16 protein-coding genes are annotated in these 18719 nt (G+C 59.1%); 11 read left to right on the top strand and 5 right to left on the bottom strand.

Annotated features, from left to right (window positions below):
* The first annotated feature begins 47 nt into the window (after positions 1–47).
* Together G3O01_RS12680 and G3O01_RS12675 are read left to right on the top strand one after the other, a co-directional pair.
* Complete coding sequence (locus G3O01_RS12680; protein WP_205805022.1) at positions 48–1751, top strand: arylsulfatase; 1704 nt, start codon at positions 48–50, stop codon at positions 1749–1751.
* Complete coding sequence (locus G3O01_RS12675; protein ID WP_205805019.1) at positions 1729–2847, top strand: formylglycine-generating enzyme family protein; 1119 nt, start codon at positions 1729–1731, stop codon at positions 2845–2847. Before G3O01_RS12680 ends, G3O01_RS12675 begins: the two co-directional genes overlap by 23 nt.
* Before the next feature lie 41 nt (positions 2848–2888).
* Here G3O01_RS12675 and G3O01_RS12670 read toward each other — a convergent pair whose 3' ends face one another.
* Positions 2889–3764, bottom strand: a complete 876-nt coding sequence (locus G3O01_RS12670) for a LysR family transcriptional regulator (RefSeq protein WP_205805015.1) — start codon at positions 3762–3764, stop codon at positions 2889–2891.
* A 251-nt stretch (positions 3765–4015) separates the two neighbouring features.
* Here G3O01_RS12670 and G3O01_RS12665 point away from each other — a divergent pair, with 251 nt between their 5' ends.
* Both G3O01_RS12665 and G3O01_RS12660 read left to right on the top strand, forming a co-directional pair.
* Entirely contained in the window at positions 4016–5176 is a 1161-nt protein-coding gene (locus G3O01_RS12665) for an MFS transporter (RefSeq protein WP_205805012.1), read from the top strand.
* Positions 5177–5480: 304 nt separating this feature from the next.
* Entirely contained in the window at positions 5481–6203 is a 723-nt protein-coding gene (locus G3O01_RS12660; protein ID WP_205805009.1) for an enoyl-CoA hydratase/isomerase family protein, read from the top strand.
* 105 nt (positions 6204–6308) lie between these two features.
* Here the strand turns inward: G3O01_RS12660 and G3O01_RS12655 are convergent, their stop codons facing one another.
* A complete protein-coding gene (locus tag G3O01_RS12655; RefSeq protein WP_205805007.1) occupies positions 6309–7193 on the bottom strand; it encodes a LysR family transcriptional regulator in 885 nt (294 codons plus the stop codon).
* A gap of 129 nt (positions 7194–7322) precedes the next feature.
* Here G3O01_RS12655 and argC point away from each other — a divergent pair, with 129 nt between their 5' ends.
* Complete coding sequence (gene argC, locus G3O01_RS12650; protein ID WP_205805005.1) at positions 7323–8252, top strand: N-acetyl-gamma-glutamyl-phosphate reductase; 930 nt, start codon at positions 7323–7325, stop codon at positions 8250–8252.
* Between the two features lie 73 nt (positions 8253–8325).
* Here the strand turns inward: argC and garD are convergent, their stop codons facing one another.
* Positions 8326–9912, bottom strand: coding sequence for a galactarate dehydratase (garD, locus tag G3O01_RS12645; RefSeq protein ID WP_205805003.1), 1587 nt, complete (start codon positions 9910–9912; stop codon positions 8326–8328).
* A 209-nt stretch (positions 9913–10121) separates the two neighbouring features.
* On the opposite strand from garD, the gene kdgD reads away from it, so the two are divergent.
* Positions 10122–11039, top strand: a complete 918-nt coding sequence (gene kdgD, locus G3O01_RS12640) for a 5-dehydro-4-deoxyglucarate dehydratase (protein WP_205805002.1) — start codon at positions 10122–10124, stop codon at positions 11037–11039.
* Between the two features lie 91 nt (positions 11040–11130).
* Positions 11131–12477, top strand: a complete 1347-nt coding sequence (locus tag G3O01_RS12635; protein ID WP_205805001.1) for an MFS transporter — start codon at positions 11131–11133, stop codon at positions 12475–12477.
* Positions 12478–12550: 73 nt separating this feature from the next.
* Here G3O01_RS12635 and G3O01_RS12630 read toward each other — a convergent pair whose 3' ends face one another.
* Positions 12551–13513, bottom strand: a complete 963-nt coding sequence (locus G3O01_RS12630) for a D-glycerate dehydrogenase (protein ID WP_205805000.1) — start codon at positions 13511–13513, stop codon at positions 12551–12553.
* A 288-nt stretch (positions 13514–13801) separates the two neighbouring features.
* Between G3O01_RS12630 and G3O01_RS12625 the strand changes: the two genes are divergently transcribed.
* The 4 genes from G3O01_RS12625 to G3O01_RS12610 all read left to right on the top strand — a co-directional run bounded on the left by G3O01_RS12625 (position 13802) and on the right by G3O01_RS12610 (position 17707).
* The gene (locus tag G3O01_RS12625) at positions 13802–14560 is read left to right on the top strand and encodes an SDR family oxidoreductase (RefSeq protein WP_205804999.1); all 759 of its coding nucleotides are present in this window, start codon (positions 13802–13804) and stop codon (positions 14558–14560) included.
* Positions 14561–14617: 57 nt separating this feature from the next.
* Positions 14618–15940 (top strand): MFS transporter, encoded by a 1323-nt coding sequence (locus G3O01_RS12620; RefSeq protein ID WP_205804998.1) that lies wholly within the window; start codon positions 14618–14620, stop codon positions 15938–15940.
* Between the two features lie 25 nt (positions 15941–15965).
* Positions 15966–16358, top strand: a complete 393-nt coding sequence (locus tag G3O01_RS12615; protein WP_205804997.1) for a VOC family protein — start codon at positions 15966–15968, stop codon at positions 16356–16358.
* 104 nt (positions 16359–16462) lie between these two features.
* Complete coding sequence (locus G3O01_RS12610; protein WP_205804996.1) at positions 16463–17707, top strand: citrate synthase; 1245 nt, start codon at positions 16463–16465, stop codon at positions 17705–17707.
* A gap of 89 nt (positions 17708–17796) precedes the next feature.
* Here G3O01_RS12610 and G3O01_RS12605 read toward each other — a convergent pair whose 3' ends face one another.
* Positions 17797–18582, bottom strand: coding sequence for an IclR family transcriptional regulator (locus G3O01_RS12605; protein WP_205804995.1), 786 nt, complete (start codon positions 18580–18582; stop codon positions 17797–17799).
* Between the last annotated feature and the right edge of the window lie 137 nt (positions 18583–18719).

The raw sequence follows: 18719 nt of genomic DNA, 5'->3' as shown, positions 1-18719 counted from the left end.
ACTTGAGCTTCGACGCTTCAGATTAAAAAGACATTGAAGGAGACACGATGAAGCACTTCATCAGCGCATGCGCGATCGCATGGACAATGCTCGCGACGTCCGGCGCACACGGCGCCGACAGGCGACCGAACGTCCTGCTGATCGTCGCGGACGATCTCGGCTATTCGGATATCGGCGCGTTCGGCGGTGAGATCAATACGCCGAATCTCGACCGCCTCGCAAAAGAAGGTCTGCGCATGACCGACTTCTATGCATCGCCGTTCTGCTCGCCGACACGTGCGATGCTGATGTCGGGCGTCGACAATCATCGCGTCGGGCTGGGCGGCATGGCCGAACTGCTGACACCCAAGCAGCGCAGCGCGGCCGGCTACGAAGGCTATCTGACGCATTCGGTGGTCACATTCCCAACCCTGCTCCAGAACGCGGGCTATCACACCTACATGGTGGGCAAGTGGCATCTGGGGCTGACGGAGGAGTACAGCCCCGCGCAACGCGGCTTCGAACAGTCGTATGCGATGGTGCAAGGTGGCGCAAGCCACTTCGACCAGACGGGCATCATCACGACCGACCCCGACAAGACGCCGAAGGCGATGTACCGCGAGAACGGCAAGCTTGTCGATCTGCCGGACAACTTCTATTCGACCGTCTTCTATACGGACAAGATGCTGTCCTTCATCGACAGCAACAAGGACGACGGCAAGCCGTTCTTCGCCTATGTCGCGTACACCGCGCCGCACTGGCCGCTGCAGGCTCCCGACGAATACATCGCGAAATACGAGGGCAAGTATGACGCCGGCTATGACGTGATCCGCGCACAGCGTCTCGCGCGTATGAAGGCACTCGGCATCGTGCCCAAGGACATGCAGTCCTATGAAGGCAACGATGCCTGGCCGAAGTGGAGCTCGCTGACGACTGTGCAGCAGCACATCGAAGCGAAGCGCATGGCCGTCTACGCTGCGATGGTCGAGGCGATGGACGCGCAGATCGGGCGCATCGTCGCGCATCTGAAGGAGACGGGGCAGTACGACAACACGCTGATCTTCTTCATGTCGGACAACGGCGCGGACGGCAACAGCATTCTCGACGAAGCCGCCGACCGCGACTGGATCAGGCGCCACGCCGACAACAGCATCGCTAACACCGGACGCAAGGGCTCGTTCGTCGAGTACGGTCCCGGTTGGGCGCAGGTCAGCGCGACGCCCTTACATCTGTACAAGGCGTTCGCACACGAGGGCGGCATCGCCGTGCCGAACATCGTCGTGATGCCGCGCTCTCCACGTGCCGGACAGATTAGCCGTGTGCCTGCCCACGTCACGGACGTGGCGCCAACCATTCTGCAACTCGCAGGCGTTTCGCCGCCCAACGGCAGCTACGACGGGCGACCGGTGTTCCGCATGCAGGGCACATCGATGCTGGGCTTCCTGTCCGGGCAGAGCGCCAAGGTTCACGGGCAGTTCGTCGAAGGCTGGGAGTTGAACGGCCGACGCGCGATGCGTAAAGGCGACTGGAAGATAGCGTATGCGAACAAGCCGTGGGGCAAGGATCGCTGGGAGCTGTATCACGTGAGCGTCGACCGGTCCGAAATGCACGATCTCGCCGCGCAGTACCCGGCGAAGCTGAAGGAACTCGTCGCCGATTACGAGAAGTATCAGACAGCGAACGGCGTGCAGGACATTCCCGGTCTTGCGGAGCGCCCCGGTTACAGCAACGGCACGCACTACTATCAAGATGAACTCGACACGAATCAGTAATCGCTGCGTGCTCGCTGCGTTGTGGCTCGCGGCGGCCTGCTCGCCTGCGTTCGCATCGGCGGACAAGCCGCTGTGCGAAGCTTATCGCGGTGTGCCCGACGGCTTCGGCGCAATGCGCGGCGACGTGCCCAATCGCGCGGGCATGATCGCTATTCCGGCGGGCCGTTTTCGGATGGGCTCGACCGAAGGCTATCCGGAAGAGCGCAACGTGCAGCCGGTGAAGCTGGACGGCTTTCTGATCGACGCTTATGAAGTGACGAACGCGCAGTTCGCGATGTTCGTCCAGGCGACCGGCTACGTCACCGAAGCCGAGCGCCAGCGCGATCCCGCCGATTTTCCCGGCGTGCCCGCGGAGCAGCTGCGGCCGGGCTCGGTAGTCTTCGTATGGCCGAACGGCGCCGAGCAGTTCGAGGAATCTTACCGATGGTGGCGCTTCCAGCCCGGCGCAAACTGGCGGCATCCGTACGGATCAGGGAGCAGCATCACCGGTAAGGCGAATCATCCCGTCGTGCAGGTGACGTATCGCGATGCGCTGGCGTACGCGAAGTGGCTTGGCCATGATCTTCCTACCGAAGCCGAGTACGAATACGCGGCGCGCGGCGGCAGGGAAAGTGAGACGTATCCATGGGGCAATACATTTAAGGTCAACGGCAGGTACATGGCCAACACATGGCAGGGCGACTTTCCGGCGCATAACGAAGCGAGCGATGGCCACAAGGACAGCGCACCTGTCGGCTGTTATCCGGCGAACGGTTATGGGTTGCTCGATCCGGTGGGCAACGTGTGGCAGTGGACGAAAGATGCCTACAAGGATCGGCATCCTGCCGAGGAAGCCGAGAACCCGCTTGTCGTCAGAGTGTCCGCGCCTTTCGATAACGAACGTCATCCGGCTCGCGTCATCAAAGGCGGCTCGTTCCTGTGCGCACCGAACTTCTGCGTGCGCTACCGGCCTTCCTCGCGACAGCCTCAGGATCCGACGCTCGGTACGATTCACATCGGGTTCAGGACGGTGTTGAGGGTATCGTCAGATCCGGCCAAACAGGGAAGTAGCGGTCTGAAGGATGGCGACGTTTCGCAGCGCAAAGGACGCGAATGACAGTCACAGCGCCGCTACAACGCGGAGCTTCACGTCAAGCCTCAACCAAGTTCATGAAGAATCTGCCGCTTCACTGCAGCGACATTCTTCGGCTGTTTGAGGCTTTCATAGATGCCGATTACGCGTCCCGAGGTCGAACCCAATAGCGGCAGAACTGTCAGCGATTTTTCACGATCCCATGCGACCTGTTTGAGTTGCGGAATAATGGAAACGCCGACGTTTTGCCGGACAAGATCCATGATCGTCCCTATCGCATTCACTTCCAGAATCTCCTTTGGTTTGATATGCATTTTCTGCAGAATCCGTTCTATCTCGCGACCAATCCCTGTTGAACGGTCGTACCGGATGAATGGCTGTGATTCCAGCAATCCTTCAGCACTCGCATTGCGCGAAGCCGCTTTGCTATTGGCCAGCATGATCAGAGGTTCGACATAGAGCGGTGTCCAGACACCCGGCCGGTCATTGATGTTTTCTCTCTGCTCGACGACCGCCGCGTCCACTTCACCTGCCTTGACACGTTCACACAAGTCCAGATCGTGCCCAAGAAGAAGCTTCAGTTCGAGCGCTGGATGTCGGTCTTTGAGATTCAATGCGGCCTTGCATAGAAAGCCCGTTGCGGAGACGATTGCCCCGACCGTCACTGTTCCGGTCAGTTCCGAAGTGTCGGGCCGCGTGCTAAGCATTTCTTCGTAAATCGAAACAATTTTTCGAGCGTGTGGTACCAACGCCCGACCCGCGGCGGTCATCCGTGTTCCTCGTCCAGACCGGTCGAACAAGGGTCGCCGAAGCTCGGCTTCGAGCGCGCGCATCTGCTGCCCAACTGCAGCCTGCGTCAGCCGCACATGGTCGGCCGCGGCAGACATTGAGCCGAATTTCTCGATCGCGAGAAAAGTACGAAGAAAGCGGATTGTGCTCATCGAATCCTTCTCGCTATGAGGGCAGCAGGCTCACGGCTAATACTAAACTTTTCGTTTACTGCGAGCAAAACAAAAAATAGCTTGTTTTTCCCCAGCCATATGCGAAATTCGTTAACTGTACGAAAGCAGGCGATTGAGAAGCTCGCAGCACCAAAAACTATAACCGTCGACTGGATGAGTTTCAGGATTGGGAGAGACAAATCACGCTGGGGGTACCTGGCCGGCGCAACCGGACTCGTTAAGAGGTAGTCATGTCAACCCGTCGAGAGTCTGCTCAACATATGACGTGCTCGCAAGAGACGCCGGTTGGCTCAGTGCGGGTGCGCCCCATCATCCTGTCTGTTGTCGGAAGTAGCCTTGAGTGGTTCGACTTTCTTTCTTACATATTTCTTTCGAAAACAATTGCGGGTGTTTTTTTCCCGGTACATAACGAAGCTGCCGGGTTGTCGCTCACTTTTGCGACCTTCGCTATCGGCATAGTTGCAAGGCCGTTGGGCGGCGTCATCTTCGCTTTGTACGCCGACCGGCTCGGCCGCTTCCGGATTCTCTCGGTGTTGATGATTCTGATGGGAGTCGGAACAGGACTTCTGGGAATGTGTCCGTCGTATAGCGATGCGGGAATTGCCGCCCCGATCCTGATGGTCGTTGCACGGATTCTTCAAGGCGTTGCCGTTGGCGCACAGTTTGGCGTTTCATCGCTGATCATCATCGAAAACGCGCCCCCCGGAAAACGAATGTTCTACGGCAGTTTCAACATGTCGGCACAGGCGCTGTCGGCCGTACTTGCTGCCACGTTCAGCTATTTTCTCGTCACCGGCCTTTCAGATGAGGCGTTGAGAAGTTGGGGATGGCGATTACCATTTTTGGTCGGTTCCATTATTGGCCCGTTGGGTGTGGTACTGAAATACCATTCGACGCAGATGAGCCGGGCTGAGCAAACACGTCATCGGCAAGTATCGGAAGATAAATCGGTCTGGAAGCAGTGGACCAGCTTCGTCCATTTGAATGCCGGCGGTGTCGTGTGCGCGATCGGTGTGGTCACGGTTGCCACCGCCTCGAACTATCTCTGGGCCATTTATATACCCGCATTTGTCGAATTGCACCTGAACCTTCCGATGTCTGCGGCAATGCTTGGCGTCATTCTTTCTCAGGCGCTGAACGCACTTCTTTTTCCCGTGGCCGGGTTACTCGCCGATCGGATTGGTGCTTATCGAATCTTCTTTCCTGTGGTTATGGCGTGGGCACTTTGCGCTTTCCCCATGTTCCTGTTCATCGTGGATGCTCCATCCGTTCCCAGGCTTCTCTGTATGCAGCTGGTTGCCGGACTTTTTCAGACGGTGCTTGCGGGTCCACATGCCGGCGACCCTCTTTCCCTCCAGATCGGGAGCTACTGGCCTGTCGCTGTCGTATAACGTGGCCGTCACGCTATTCGGCGGTATGGCGCCGTTCACCATTAATTTACTGACCGAATGGACTGGCAACAGACTGGTTGCCCCGACCTATCTGGTCGTTGCAGCTGTCTTTTCAATTGCGCTTGTGTATTCGACGCGCGCAGGACGACAGCAGTTCATGGCGGATTACGAGCGATCTGGTCGGCGACAAACGTACTCATGCAAAGGAGCCGTGAAGTAGTTATCGGAAGGACCGCGTTGCTCGCTGATTGCAGTTCAAGCAACGTATTCCTCACATCACTTTTACCGCCTGACAAGTGGAACCATGAACTACGTTTCTGTTGATCCATATTCGCTGATGCATGAGAGACGAGACGGGTTTTATGTCCACGTTGACGAGCAGCAGACACGGGCCGACGTCGTACTCGCTTATCCCCCTGCCAATTGCCTGACTCCCCGGCAATTCGCAGAATTGCGTTTAACGTTTGAGCAATTGGATAGCAACCCAAGAGTGCGCGTGATCGTTCTTCGGGCAGAAGATAAACACTTCTCGCGCTTTGAAGACGCTGAGCGCGAGCCGGAAATTGCAAGCGTCCCGCCTGCCCGTCTGGTCTGGGACATCAATGCGCCGCTTCGATGCAGCAAGCCTGTCGTCGCTGCCAATCGAGGTCATTGGTTTGGGACGGGTTTCGCGCTGGCGCTGGCATGTGATCTGCGGATTGTCACTGAGACGACCCAATATGGATTTCCGGTGAAGAAAGACGATTTTCCAGGCGGAACGTTTGGATGGTCGCAGGCTCTGCAAATAGTCGGTAGTGCACGAATGCGAGAAATGCTGATGCGCTCGCGCCTGATTCCGGGAGTGCAGGCTTTTGAATGGGGCATCGCTACAGATTTTGTTGTGGACAGCGACCTTGAGGAAATGACCGACGCCACAGTTCGCGAACTTCTTGACCTTTCCCCATCGGTACAAAGTACGATCAAACATGTGTTGAGTGATTTAGGCGAGGGATTTGAACCCGCCCGGACTGAATCGCTCGATCCATAAATCGCATTTGTCAATTTTGAGCTTTGCGTGCGTCGAATGGTTGTATCGTCGTTTGTCGGTGTTCCGGAAAAACCGGTTACGTACCGGACTGGCGAATAACTATTCTCAGGTCAAGCGGAGATCCCACAACACGTCGAGTACATGCTGCGTCGAACGCTCGACGTACCCCGCACGATGTGCGATCCCGAGCCGGCGCCACAACGCCGGGCGGAGCGGTCGCATGGCGACGCGCTTGTCGGGCAACGGCGTAGTGGCTTCATGGGGCAGCAGCGCCGCGCCGTAACCCGCCGCTACCAGACTCTTGATCGCATCGTTGTAGTTGAGCTGAATGCGCGGCGCGGGGTGATGCCCTCCGGCCGCAAACCACTCCGTTGTCAGACGCGACAGATGTGTGGTCGTGTCATTGAGAATGAGAGGCTGGCTGGCGAGCCATGAGGGCGTGACACGGCTTGGGCACCGCCAATGCGCCGGCACGAAGGCCATCACGGGATCGCGGCGCCACGGCTTTATCGTGAGTCCTGCCACCGGCGGCTGAGGTAGTGCGACCAGCCCGACATCCAACGTTCCGTCTGCCAGTCGGGCCAGCGCTTCGTTCGAAGTGAGCACTGCAACCTGAATGTCGATAGCGGGATGGTGCTGGCGCAGCACCTCCAGCGCTTGCGGCAACAGGTACGCAATCACACCCGTCGATGCACCGACCCGCACGCGCCCTTCGAGACCCTGAACCTGGCGTTGAATATCGTGCAACGCCTGCTCCGCATCCGCGAGCAGTCGACGCGCGCGATCCACCAGTACCTCTCCGATCGCCGACGGCCTCACCTGTCCGCGCTTACGCGACAGGAGTGGCGCCCCAACGCGCTCTTCGAGTTCAGCAACGTGAAGGCTGACGGTTGGCGGCGCCAGATTCAATGCGCGTGCCGCATCGGCAAATGAGCCAAGATCGGCAATGGCTACCAGAGTGCGCAAGCGGTCGAGGCTTATCTCTCGCATGTCAGCGTCCAGATTCAGAAAAACTGAATGTCAAGGTTGTGAAATTCAACTTTCCCTATTCTAGCGCTGCATGGAACATAGGGACCTGTTCCAGCCGCTATCACCCACGTTCACCGGAGTATTTCCTGTATGCATTCCCCTGTTGTTTTCATCGACGGCGACCAGGGCACTACCGGGTTGCAAATCCACGAACGGCTGCGCAACCGGACCGACCTTGAACTGCTCACGCTCGCCGCGGACGAACGCAAGGATTCGCGGCGCCGAGCAGAAGCCATCAACGCCTGCGATATCGCTATTCTCTGTTTGCCCGATGCGGCCGCGCGCGAAGCAGTGGACGCCATCGTCAATCCTGCCGTCCGCGTAATCGACGCAAGTTCAGCCCACCGCACACAGCCGGACTGGACATACGGTTTTCCGGAGATGAGCCAAGGACAGGCTGCGCGCATTGCGAACGCACGCCGGGTGACTAATCCCGGTTGCTATCCGACGGGTGCAATTGGCTTGCTGCGTCCGCTGTTGCAGGCGGGACTGATACCAGACAACTACCCGATCAGCATTCACGCCGTCTCCGGATACTCCGGACGCGGGCGTGCTGGCGTGGAAGAATATGAGGGGCCTGGTGCTGCCAACGCGCCGTCATACCAGGTATATGGTCTGGAACTCGCACACAAGCATGCGCCGGAGATCCAGCAGCATGCCGGTCTCGCGCAGCGTCCCATCTTCCTGCCTGCGTATGGCGCGTTCCGTCAGGGCATCGTGCTGACGGTACCTCTGGAACTGCGGCTACTCGCACCCGGGGTGGATGGCGCGACGCTACAAGCATGCCTTGCACGTCACTATGCCGAGGCGGCTCACGTACATGTCACGCCTCTGCACGAATCGCGCGTCCTGAAACATCTGGATCCACAGGTGCTGAACGGTACGAACGACATGCGCCTAAGCGTCTTTTCTAACATCGAACACGGACACGTCCTGCTGTCCGCGGTTTTCGACAATCTGGGCAAAGGCGCATCAGGTGCGGCCGTTCAGAACCTGAACCTGATGCTCGGACAGCGATAGTGGCCGATAGCGCGAGCTAGCCGGATACTCGACGTGACCCTCGGCTTGCCAGCGGAGTCCGTCGCGTTTTCGATCAGGTCACCGGCGCGGGATTGAAAAGAACCAGAGCGTTGTGCAGTTTCAGCGCTTCGGCGCAGGTCTGCTTGCGTCCGCTTGCAACCTCGAGCATCAGGTGGAACAGTTCCCAGCCCACGTCTTCGATGGTTGTTTCGCCCGTTGCGATCGTGCCTGCGTTGATGTCCATCAGGTCGAACCAGCGACGCGCGAGATCCGAGCGCGTAGCGACCTTGATGACAGGCACTTCCGCGAGGCTATAAGGCGTGCCGCGGCCCGTGGTGAACACATGCAGGTTGATCCCGGCAGCGACCTGCAGCGTGCCGCAAATGAAATCGCTCGCAGGCGTGGCTGCGTAAATCAAGCCTTTTTGCGTGGCCTTCTCGCCCGGCGAGAGCACGCCGGAGATCGGTGAATTGCCCGACTTGATGATCGAACCCATCGCCTTTTCGACGATATTCGACAAGCCGCCCTTCTTGTTGCCGGGCGTCGTGTTGGCGCTGCGGTCCGCGCCGCCGCGCTTGAGGTAACTGTCGTACCACTGCATCTCGCGGATGATGGCCGCTGCGACATCGGCATTGGCTGCGCGAGCCGTGAGTTGCCCGACGCCGTCGCGCACTTCAGTCACTTCGGAGAACATCACCGTGGCGCCCGCGCGCACCAGCAGGTCCGTTGCGAAACCCACTGCAGGGTTGGCGGTAAGGCCGGAGAACGCGTCGCTGCCGCCGCATTGAACGCCGATCACGAGATCGGACGCGGGACAGGTCTCGCGCCGCCGGTTGTCGAGCCGCTTCAGATGCCCGTCGGCCATCTTCATGATCGACTCGATCATCGACTGAAAGCCGACGTGCGCTTCATCCTGCAACGTGACCACGTCGCCGTTGCCCGACTTCGTCGCAAGATCACCGATATCCGCGACCTCTTCCGTCGCCGTCGAGATCGGAATCGTGCCCGGCGGCATGAGGCGCTCGGGCTGCAGCTTCTCGCAGCCCAGACTCACCATCATCACTTCGCCGCCGAAGTTCGGATTGAGGCTGATGTTACGCACCGTGCGAATGGGCACCATCGCATCGGGCGCATCGATCGCGACGCCACATCCGTACGTATGCCCAAGACTCACCACATCGTCCACGTTCGGATACTTCGGCAACAACTCAGCCTTGATCCGGGTCACTGCGTGTTGAACGACATCGGCGACGCACTGCACGGTTGTCGTGATCGCCAGGATGTTGCGCGTGCCGACTGAACCATCGGCGTTGCGATAGCCCTCGAACGTGTAGCCGTCGAGCGGCGGCATGTCCGGAGCCTTGATCGTCGCAATGGGCAGATCGTCCAGCGCCGGCGGGGTCGGCATCCGGATGACGTGCTCGTTCACCCAGCTGCCCTTCGGGAGCGCCTTGAGCGCATAGCCGATGACTACGTTGTAGCGCAAGACCGCGTCGCCCTCAGCCAGATCCTGAAGCGCAACCTTGTGTCCCTGCGGAACACGCTCGCACAGGGTCAGGCCGTCGGGAAAAACGGCGCCACTGTCCAGACCGCCGTCATTGACAACGATCGCGACGTTGTCGTCGGGGTGCACACGAATGTAAAGCGGAGACTGTTTCATTGCCTTCAACTCGAACGGTTCGACACCAATATTTCGTCAAACAACTTTAGACGTCATCGTACAACAAAACATCGGCATGCGACTACGTGTTAACCCTCTAAATGCCGCAAATTCGAGGATTTTGTTTGATTCGGGCAGACCGTAGTTGTACGATCTCTCCATCGATTTCGACCTAGATGTCTAACAACATACTTCTGACAGACCGGATCATGACGACACCGCAAGAGCTCAAGCAGATTGTTTCCGAAGGCCTGCTTTCCTTCCCTGTTACCGACTTCGACGCAAACGGCGACTTCCGCGCCGACACTTACGCGCAGCGCCTCGAATGGCTGGCGCCCTATGGCGCATCGGCATTGTTCGTCGCGGGTGGCACGGGCGAATTCTTCTCGCTCACGCATAGCGAGTACTCGAACGTCGTCCATACGGCGACGGAAGTCTGCAAAGGCAAAGTGCCTATTCTCGCCGGTGCTGGCGGCCCGACCCGCACAGCGATTGCCTTCGCACAGGAGGCACAGCGCAAGGGCGCAAACGGCATTCTGCTGATGCCGCACTATCTGACGGAAGCGTCGCAGGAAGGCATTGCCCTGCACGCTGAACAGGTGTGCAAATCGGTTCCGGACATGGGCGTGATCATCTATAACCGCGCCAATTCCAGGCTCAACGCCGATACGCTGGAACAGCTCGCGGACAAGTGCCCGAATCTGATCGGCTTCAAGGATGGCGTGGGCGACATCGAGAGCATGGTTTCGATTCGCCGCCGACTTGGCGAGCGGTTCTCCTATCTCGGCGGTCTGCCCACGGCGGAAGTCTACGCGGCAGCGTACAAGGCTCTCGGCGTGCCGGTGTATTCCTCGGCTGTGTTCAACTTCATTCCGAAGACGGCCATGCAGTTCTATCGCGCGATCGCCGCTAACGATCACGCCACCACCGACCGGCTGCTCGACGAATTCTTCCTGCCGTATCTGGCCATCCGCAACCGTCGTGCGGGTTACGCGGTGAGCATCGTGAAGGCGGGGGCCAAACTGGTTGGCCGCGACGCCGGCCCCGTGCGCGCGCCGCTTACTGACTTGACTGAAGAAGAGCACGCGCAGCTCGACGCATTGATCCGCAAGCTCGGCGCGCAATAAGCGTTCGCGGAGGAGACGCGAGGCAGCATTCGCCGGTTGCCGCATAAGCCGCAACCGGCGCCCTCGCGCACCGCATTCACGAGGAGACATCATGGCGATAAGCCGTACAGCGAACCCGGCGGACGTCGCGACACCCACGCGCGTTCGCTACGTCATCCTGTTGCTGATCTTTGCGATCACCACCTTCAATTACGCAGACCGGGCGACGCTGTCAGTCACCGGCTCGGCGATGCGTGCCGAGTTCGGCTTCGACGCCATCCGGATGGGCTACATCTTCTCGGCATTCAGCTGGGCTTACGTGCTCTCACAGATACCGGCGGGATGGTTGCTCGACCGCTTCGGCGCGCGTCGCGTGTATGCGGCGAGTATCTTCCTGTGGTCGCTCTTTACGTTACTGCAAAGTACGATCGGCTTGCTCGGCAGTGGCGCGGCGGCCGTCACCGCATTGTTCGTCTTGCGCTTCATGATGGGCGCAGCCGAAGCACCGGCCTTTCCTGCCAACGCGAAGGTCGTCGCCAGCTGGTTTCCGACGAAGGAACGCGGCACGGCATCGGCCATCTTCAACGCCGCGCAATATTTCGCGGCCGTCATCTTTACCCCATTGATGGCATGGCTCACTCACGCATTTGGCTGGCATCACGTGTATATCGTGATGGGCGTCGCGGGGTTCCTGCTGGCGTTCACGTGGCTGAAGGTGATGAAGAATCCTGCCAGTCATCCGCGCGTCAATCAGTCCGAACTCGAACATATCGAGCAAGGCGGCGGTCTGATTCATGGGCACCAGACTGCGGCAGCTTCGGGTAGCGCCGTTGCCCGCTCGTCTGTGATGCGGCAATTGCTGACCAACCGGATGTTGCTCGGCGTCTATCTCGCGCAGTTCTGCATCAACGTGCTCACCTACTTCTTCCTCACCTGGTTCCCGATCTACCTCGTGCAGGCGCGCGGCATGACCATCCTGCAAGCGGGTCTTGTGGCGTCGCTGCCCGCAATCTGTGGCTTTCTCGGTGGCGTGCTTGGCGGCGTCCTGTCAGACACGATGATCCGGCATGGTCATTCACTGACCGTTGCGCGGAAGGTGCCGATTGTCGGCGGCATGCTGCTGTCGGCCTGCATCATCGGATGCAACTACGTCGACAAGGACTGGCTCGTGGTCGCGCTGATGTCGCTGGCGTTCTTTGGCAAGGGAATCGGCGCATTGGGATGGGCTGTCGTCGCCGACACGTCGCCGAAAGAGGCCATCGGTCTTTCGGGCTCCATCTTCAATATGTTCGGCAACATGGCGGGCATCGTCACGCCTATCGTAATTGGCTATCTGGTTGCGCAGTCGGGATCGTTCAACGGAGCGCTCGCGTTTGTCGGCATCAACGCCCTGATAACCATCTTCAGCTACCTCGTGATCGTCAAGGATATCCTGCGTGTCGAATTGAGTCCGTCATAGACGCGCGCGATGAAAACGAAAAGCCCGCGTTGCAGCGGGCTTTTTCATATGATGCGATTACTACTTCTAATGCTCAAACAGGATTCAATACCGGCCGCTGCTCAAGAATGGCTGCGACGTTATCCAATGCAGTGAAGCCCATCTGATCACGTGTCTCCACCGTCGCGCTCGCCATATGCGGCGAAAGAAACACGTTCTCAAGGCTGGCAAACCGGGGGTCGATATTGGGCTCATTCCGGTACACATCGAGGCCCGCACCGAACAGGTGTCCGGATGTCAGCGCATCGTGGAGCGCATCTTCATCCACCAGCGCGCCACGCGCCGCGTTCACGAAAACCGCCCCTTTCGGCAAGAGACCGAATTCCTTTTCCGTCATCAGCGGAAGACCGCCGCCCGGCACGTGAAGCGACAGCACCTGACAATGCGGCAGCATCTCTTCAAGTGTCGGGAAGAACGTCGCGCCATTCTCTGACGACGGCACGGCACGCTGAATGTCCGTATAGACGATCCGCATGCCAAAACCCTGCGCACGTTTCGCGACCGCACGCCCGATCCGCCCGAACCCGACAATACCCAGCGTCTTACCGTTGACGCGCGTACCCAGCATCTCGGTCATTCCGAATGACTTGCCCCATCCGCTGCGCATGATCTTTTCGTATTCGGATGCACGACGGCAGGCTGCCAGCACGAGCAGCATTGCGAAATCCGCGGTGCATTCCGTCAACGCGTCAGGCGCATTCGTCACGACGATCCCTTTGTCGCGCGCGTATGACACGTCCATGTGATCGACCCCGGCGCTCGCGTTCGCAATGATCCTGACGGTAGGCGGAAGCGCCGCGATATGGTCCGCCTGCAATCCCGACTTCTTGCCGATCAGAACGGCGGGCACTTCATGCTTCTTGCAGAAGTCGACGACGGACCATGCGTCCATATCGGACTCGGTTACATAGGCGCGAAATTCGGATACCGCGCGAGCGGCCACTGCTTGCGGGACACGTCGCGCGATCAACAGTCTGGTCTGGTTACTTTCCGGCATGGCTTTTTCCTTGAAATTGGCAGGCGGACACAGACTACGAAACGGACCCTTGCGTGGTCAATGTTGATTGGATCAATCAACAGAAACGCGACTTTCCCGTCAGCGCGTCATCGTGTGTCCCCGCGTGTTCGCGGTCGATTGCGACGTCGTTGCCGCATCAGGAAAACCCTGGCCCAATCCCCTTCTGTAGCGCTATTTGATGTTGATTGAACGAATCAAGATTGCTCTGGCCGGTGTACGAGTGCAATTCTCTTCCATGATCAATTCAATAACGAAGGGGACGAAGCAATGCCCGCATCGAAAAAGTTTGCAGCCGTGACAGGCGCAGGATCCGGCATCGGTCGTGCTGCCGCGATAGCTTTGGCCAACGCAGGATTTACCGTAGCGCTGATAGGACGCAGGGAAGACCCGTTGCTGGAGACGCGCGAGAGCATCAGCATCGCGGGTGGCGCAGCGAGTGTGTTCTCCGCCGACGTCACGAATGAAGCCTCCGTCGAACAGGCATTTTCCCGGATCGCACACGAATTTGGCCGCCTGGATGTGCTCTTCAATAACGCAGGCCGCAATGCAGGTGCCGTCCCTCTGGACGAGTACAGCCTCGACTTCTGGAACGACGTCGTGGCGACGAACCTGACTGGCGTCTTTTTGTGTGCACGAGCCGCGTGGCGTCTGATGAAAGCGCAGTCGCCTCAGGGCGGAAGGATCATCAACAACGGCTCGATCTCTGCACATTCGCCGCGTCCGAATACGATCGCTTATACCGCGACCAAACATGCCGTAACGGGCATCACCAGATCGTTGGCTCTGGACGGGCGCGCTTTCAACATCGCCTGTAGCCAGATCGATATCGGCAACGCAGCCACGTCGCTCACGGAGCGGATGACGCGCGGCGTCCTGCAAGCAGACGGAACCATGGCGCCCGAGGCAAGAATGGACGTGACGCACGTGGCCGACGCAATCGTGCACATGGCCAGTCTGCCTCTTGAAGCGAACATTCTGAACATGACCATCATGGCGACCACCATGCCCTTCGTAGGCCGCGGATAAGCACGTTACTGCCAGATAAAAAAGATAACCGGCAGACCCTTGATTCAGGAGACAACGATGAAAGTCGTAGAGGAACAACAGCTGTCGGTGCCGGACCAGGCTTCTTACGCGGCCACGGCAAAGCCATCGAAAGTCAGGTACACCGTGCTCTCGATGCTGCTCGTCGCCACCATTCTCAACTATGTCGACAGGTCGGCGCTTGGCATCGTGGCACCGAGTCTGTCGAAGGATCTGGCACTCGACAAGATGCAGATGGGCGAACTGTTCGCCGCCTTCGGCCTCGCCTATTCATTCGCCTTGTTGCCGGGCGGGCTGTTGACGGACATTGTCGGCTCGCGCGTTGCGTATGCGCTGTCGCTCGTCGGCTGGTCATGCGCGACGCTGACACAGGGCCTCGCGAACAGCTATCACATGCTGCTCGGCTCGCGCTTCGCAATGGGCGCGCTCGAAGCGCCTGCCTTTCCGTCCAACGCCCGCGCAGTGACGTTGTGGTTTCCAACCCAGGAACGCGGGTTTGCGACGAGCGTCTATGTGATGGGCCAATACATTGGAACACCGCTTTTCACCGGACTGCTTCTCTGGATTTCCAGCGTGTATGGCTGGCGCTCGGTCTTCTTCGTAACGGGTGGATTCGGAATTCTGTTCAGCCTGGTGTGGTTCCGTGCGTACCGTGATCCTTCACGGCATCGAGCGGTCAATGCAGCGGAACTCAAATACATCAACGAAGGCCAGGTGAAACCCGCGCAAAAGGCACGCGATAAATTCAACTGGCGTATTGCGATCAAGCTGCTTGGCTACCGGCAGGTGCTGGCGATTTGCCTCGGTAAGTTCTGCAACAACACGCTGCTGGTCTTCTTCACGACATGGTTCATGACCTATCTGATCGAAGCGCGTCACATGTCGATGATCAAGGTGGGCATCTTCCAGGCATTGCCGTTCATCGGAGCGACGCTCGGCATTCTTCTAGCAGGCTCTCTTTCGGATTTCTTCATCCGTCGAGGCGTATCGGTTTCCGCCGCGCGCAAGGCGCCGTTAATCATCGGCACATTGCTCGGCGCGACTATCGTCTTCGTCAATTTCGTCGAGTCGAACGAACTGGTGATTGCCATTCTGACGATCGCGTTCTTTGCACAAGGTGTGGGTTCCATGTCGTGGGCGGCCGTCTCCGAGATCGCACCCCGGCAATACGTCGGTCTGACAAGCAGCATTACCAGTCTCGCGGCCAACATCGCGGGTGTCACGACGCCGCTCATGATCGGCTACATCACGCATCACACCGGGCACTTTTATTGGGCTCTCAATCTGATGGGTGCGATCTGCCTGCTGGGGACGCTGTCGTATTCGCTCCTGCTCGGCAAGCTCTCCCGTATCGAACTCTAAACTCAAACTTACCGGTGAAAACAGCATGATCGAATTCAAGTGGGATCATCTTCAATTGTGCTCCACAGATGCGGAAGCGACGGCCGCCTGGTTTGCGCGTTGCCTCAACGCCGAGATTGTTCGTCGACCCGGCAGAGTCGATCTGCGCATCGGCGGGATCAACCTGTTTATCACCGCGCTCGAAAAAGCACACGCTGTGAACGTTCCCGTTGGTGAACGGGTGCAAGGTATCGACCATTTCGGCGTTACCGTCGATGATCTCGATGCCGCGTTCGACCATCTCGTGAAGTGTGAGGCGCATATCGTCGAGCCCGTAAAACAGATCCGGGCAGGCGTGAGAGCCTGCTTCGTGAGGTCGCCCGGCAACATCCTCGTGGAGATTCTCGAACGCAAACCAGCCGAGATGACTTTTAGCTGAAATGGCCGCAATATTGAAGCCGCATTGATAGCACTCGCGCCGCTCGCAAATCCGTTCGCGCGTCCCGGCGCTCCGTTCCACTTGCATCACGAAGCCACCATCCCATGCGCCCCTGGATCACTTTGACCGAAGCGACGAGACAACTTGGGGTTCAGCCACAAACCGTCTACGCCTACGTCAGCCGGGGCAGCATTGCGGTCATGCCTGATCCGAACGATCCGAGAAAGAGCCTTTACCGCGCAGAGGATGTTGCGGCACTTTGTCGAAAGAAGCAGGTCGGCCGGAAACGCGAGGCCCTCGCTGCCGGAACGATATTTGGCTCTGAGCCCTGCATTTATAGCGGTATTACGACATTCTCGAAGGGCCGCGCTTACTATCGCGGCCGCGACAGCATCCGGCTATCCGAAACCGCGACGCTCGAAGACGTTGCGGCCATTCTCTGGAACACGCCGACGCCGGTTTCCTTCGAGACCGAAGGCGCGACGCTGCCGGGAAATGATCGTGGCAGGGAATGCGCATTCATGTCGCTCGCAGCACTCGCGGCCAATGGACACTCCACTCACGGTCGTACTGAGCGTGCGCTACACGCTGAAACCGCCCGCCTCGTTGCGCTGGTATCGCAGGCATTCGGCGCGCAATGCGACGGCAACGCGATGCTGATGCATGAGCGGCTCGCACTCGGTTGGGGTCAATCGAGCGAAGATGCCGATCTCATTCGACGGGCACTCGTTCTGGTCGCAGACCACGAACTGACCAGTTCCGCGTTTGCCGCCAGAATTACCGCATCCACAGGGGCATCGTTAGCGGGATGTCTGCTGACTGGCCTTTCTACCATCGCCGGCCCCTTGCACGGAGATGGATCGGGCCGTGTGCGCGCGGTATTCGACGACGTGGAAAGGCTGGGCGCGGACAACGTTGTGAGTCGCCACCTGCAGTCTGCCATTCCGATCCCCGGGTTCGGTCATCATCTGTATCCGGACGGCGATCCGCGCGCACACAGCCTGCTGATGCGGCTCGATCCGCCGCCGGAGCTCGCCGCTTTCATCGAGAAAGTCGAGACGCTTACCGGATTGAAGCCCAATATCGACGTGGCGCTTGCCACGCTCGCAGCACAGCTGAAGCTTCCGCGCGACGCTGCCTTCGCACTTTTCGCCACTGCGCGCAGCGTTGGCCTGCTCGCGCATTGCATGGAGCAACTTAGAGTGGGCAAGGTGATCAGGCCGCGGGGACGGTACACCGGGCCCGCGCTGGAAGAAGCCAACCAGAACCCGTCGAGCGAGAACGGAAGCAAGACACCTGACCCGGTCATACTGGACAAGAATCGGGTCTTCAAGACAGTCGTCCGTTGACTGGGTGAACTGCTTCCTGCGTGCGCTCGTGCGCTGCACGCCGGAGCAGCGTTTCCTCGCCGGCCGCAAAGCGTTGGCCCGGTTCCTCATCACCCCTTGCCCAACGGCGGCCGACTTGGGAATCCCGCCATATTGCTCAACTGCGCCAGTTCATTCGCAGCCTCGCGCAGCAGGACCGAGTACTCGTGGATCTTCTCGACGGTCAGCCGCACCCGAGGACCGGCCAGACTGATCACTCCCACGCAGCGCGAGCCACTTATCACGGGCGTTGCCACCGCCGACATACGCGGAGCAAACACCTCGTCGATCATCGCGTAACCGCGCACACGCGCAGCATGCAGGAAACCCAACAGCGCTTTGACCGTCGTCGGTGCATTGGGGCCGAACTCGTTCGGCTGTCCGAAGCCCTGCTTCAAGACGAGTGCGAGCGCCTGCTCGTCGGTCATCGTCATGAGCCATGCGTGTCCAGTCGACGTGCAAGAAAGTTGTGCTGCCTGGCCCATGTCGGGATCGTAGCGAAAGCCCACGCGCTGCCCATCCGCCTTGCCCACCCAGATAATGGCTTCGCCATCCACCAGCGACAGCCGCGCCAGTTCGCCCGTCTGCGCCGCGATCCGCTCGATGATCGGCTGCGCGATATCGGCGATGCCCGTCAGGCTCAGGAACTCGAGCCCGTTCGACGTCATGCGCATGGTCAGAATGTACCGGCTGTGATCGACCAGCTGCCTCACGTATCCGCCCGCGACGAGTTCGGTCAGCAGGCGGTGGCACGAACTGCGCGGCAGAGACAAGGCGTCGGCTATGGCTACGAGGCCTGCGCCTTCACCTTGCGACGCCAGAAAATCGAGAATTCTCAGGCCGTTCTTGAGCGACATCTGTTGTGATTCCCACGATACGAAATGGAGTTCCGGCGCGGAACGCCCCTCCTTGGCAGCGCAAACAATAGCACTTGTTCGTCACCAGAAACGAACGTTTCAACACATCGAGATGAGGAGACACCATGTCATTTTTT

Source organism: Burkholderia sp. Ac-20365, from assembly GCF_017104715.1.
Lineage (GTDB): Bacteria > Pseudomonadota > Gammaproteobacteria > Burkholderiales > Burkholderiaceae > Paraburkholderia.
This window is presented reverse-complemented; position numbering and strand designations above follow the sequence as displayed.

What these genes read in the sequence shown, in the direction of transcription:
- G3O01_RS12680 (WP_205805022.1), top strand. Translation starts at nt 48, where the DNA reads ATGAAGCACTTCATCAGCGCATGCGCGATCGCATGGACAATGCTCGCG.
- G3O01_RS12675 (WP_205805019.1), top strand. Translation starts at nt 1,729, where the DNA reads ATGAACTCGACACGAATCAGTAATCGCTGCGTGCTCGCTGCGTTGTGG.
- G3O01_RS12670 (WP_205805015.1), bottom strand. Translation starts at nt 3,764, where the DNA reads ATGAGCACAATCCGCTTTCTTCGTACTTTTCTCGCGATCGAGAAATTC.
- G3O01_RS12665 (WP_205805012.1), top strand. Translation starts at nt 4,016, where the DNA reads ATGTCAACCCGTCGAGAGTCTGCTCAACATATGACGTGCTCGCAAGAG.
- G3O01_RS12660 (WP_205805009.1), top strand. Translation starts at nt 5,481, where the DNA reads ATGAACTACGTTTCTGTTGATCCATATTCGCTGATGCATGAGAGACGA.
- G3O01_RS12655 (WP_205805007.1), bottom strand. Translation starts at nt 7,193, where the DNA reads ATGCGAGAGATAAGCCTCGACCGCTTGCGCACTCTGGTAGCCATTGCC.
- argC (WP_205805005.1), top strand. Translation starts at nt 7,323, where the DNA reads ATGCATTCCCCTGTTGTTTTCATCGACGGCGACCAGGGCACTACCGGG.
- garD (WP_205805003.1), bottom strand. Translation starts at nt 9,912, where the DNA reads ATGAAACAGTCTCCGCTTTACATTCGTGTGCACCCCGACGACAACGTC.
- kdgD (WP_205805002.1), top strand. Translation starts at nt 10,122, where the DNA reads ATGACGACACCGCAAGAGCTCAAGCAGATTGTTTCCGAAGGCCTGCTT.
- G3O01_RS12635 (WP_205805001.1), top strand. Translation starts at nt 11,131, where the DNA reads ATGGCGATAAGCCGTACAGCGAACCCGGCGGACGTCGCGACACCCACG.
- G3O01_RS12630 (WP_205805000.1), bottom strand. Translation starts at nt 13,513, where the DNA reads ATGCCGGAAAGTAACCAGACCAGACTGTTGATCGCGCGACGTGTCCCG.
- G3O01_RS12625 (WP_205804999.1), top strand. Translation starts at nt 13,802, where the DNA reads ATGCCCGCATCGAAAAAGTTTGCAGCCGTGACAGGCGCAGGATCCGGC.
- G3O01_RS12620 (WP_205804998.1), top strand. Translation starts at nt 14,618, where the DNA reads ATGAAAGTCGTAGAGGAACAACAGCTGTCGGTGCCGGACCAGGCTTCT.
- G3O01_RS12615 (WP_205804997.1), top strand. Translation starts at nt 15,966, where the DNA reads ATGATCGAATTCAAGTGGGATCATCTTCAATTGTGCTCCACAGATGCG.
- G3O01_RS12610 (WP_205804996.1), top strand. Translation starts at nt 16,463, where the DNA reads ATGCGCCCCTGGATCACTTTGACCGAAGCGACGAGACAACTTGGGGTT.
- G3O01_RS12605 (WP_205804995.1), bottom strand. Translation starts at nt 18,582, where the DNA reads ATGTCGCTCAAGAACGGCCTGAGAATTCTCGATTTTCTGGCGTCGCAA.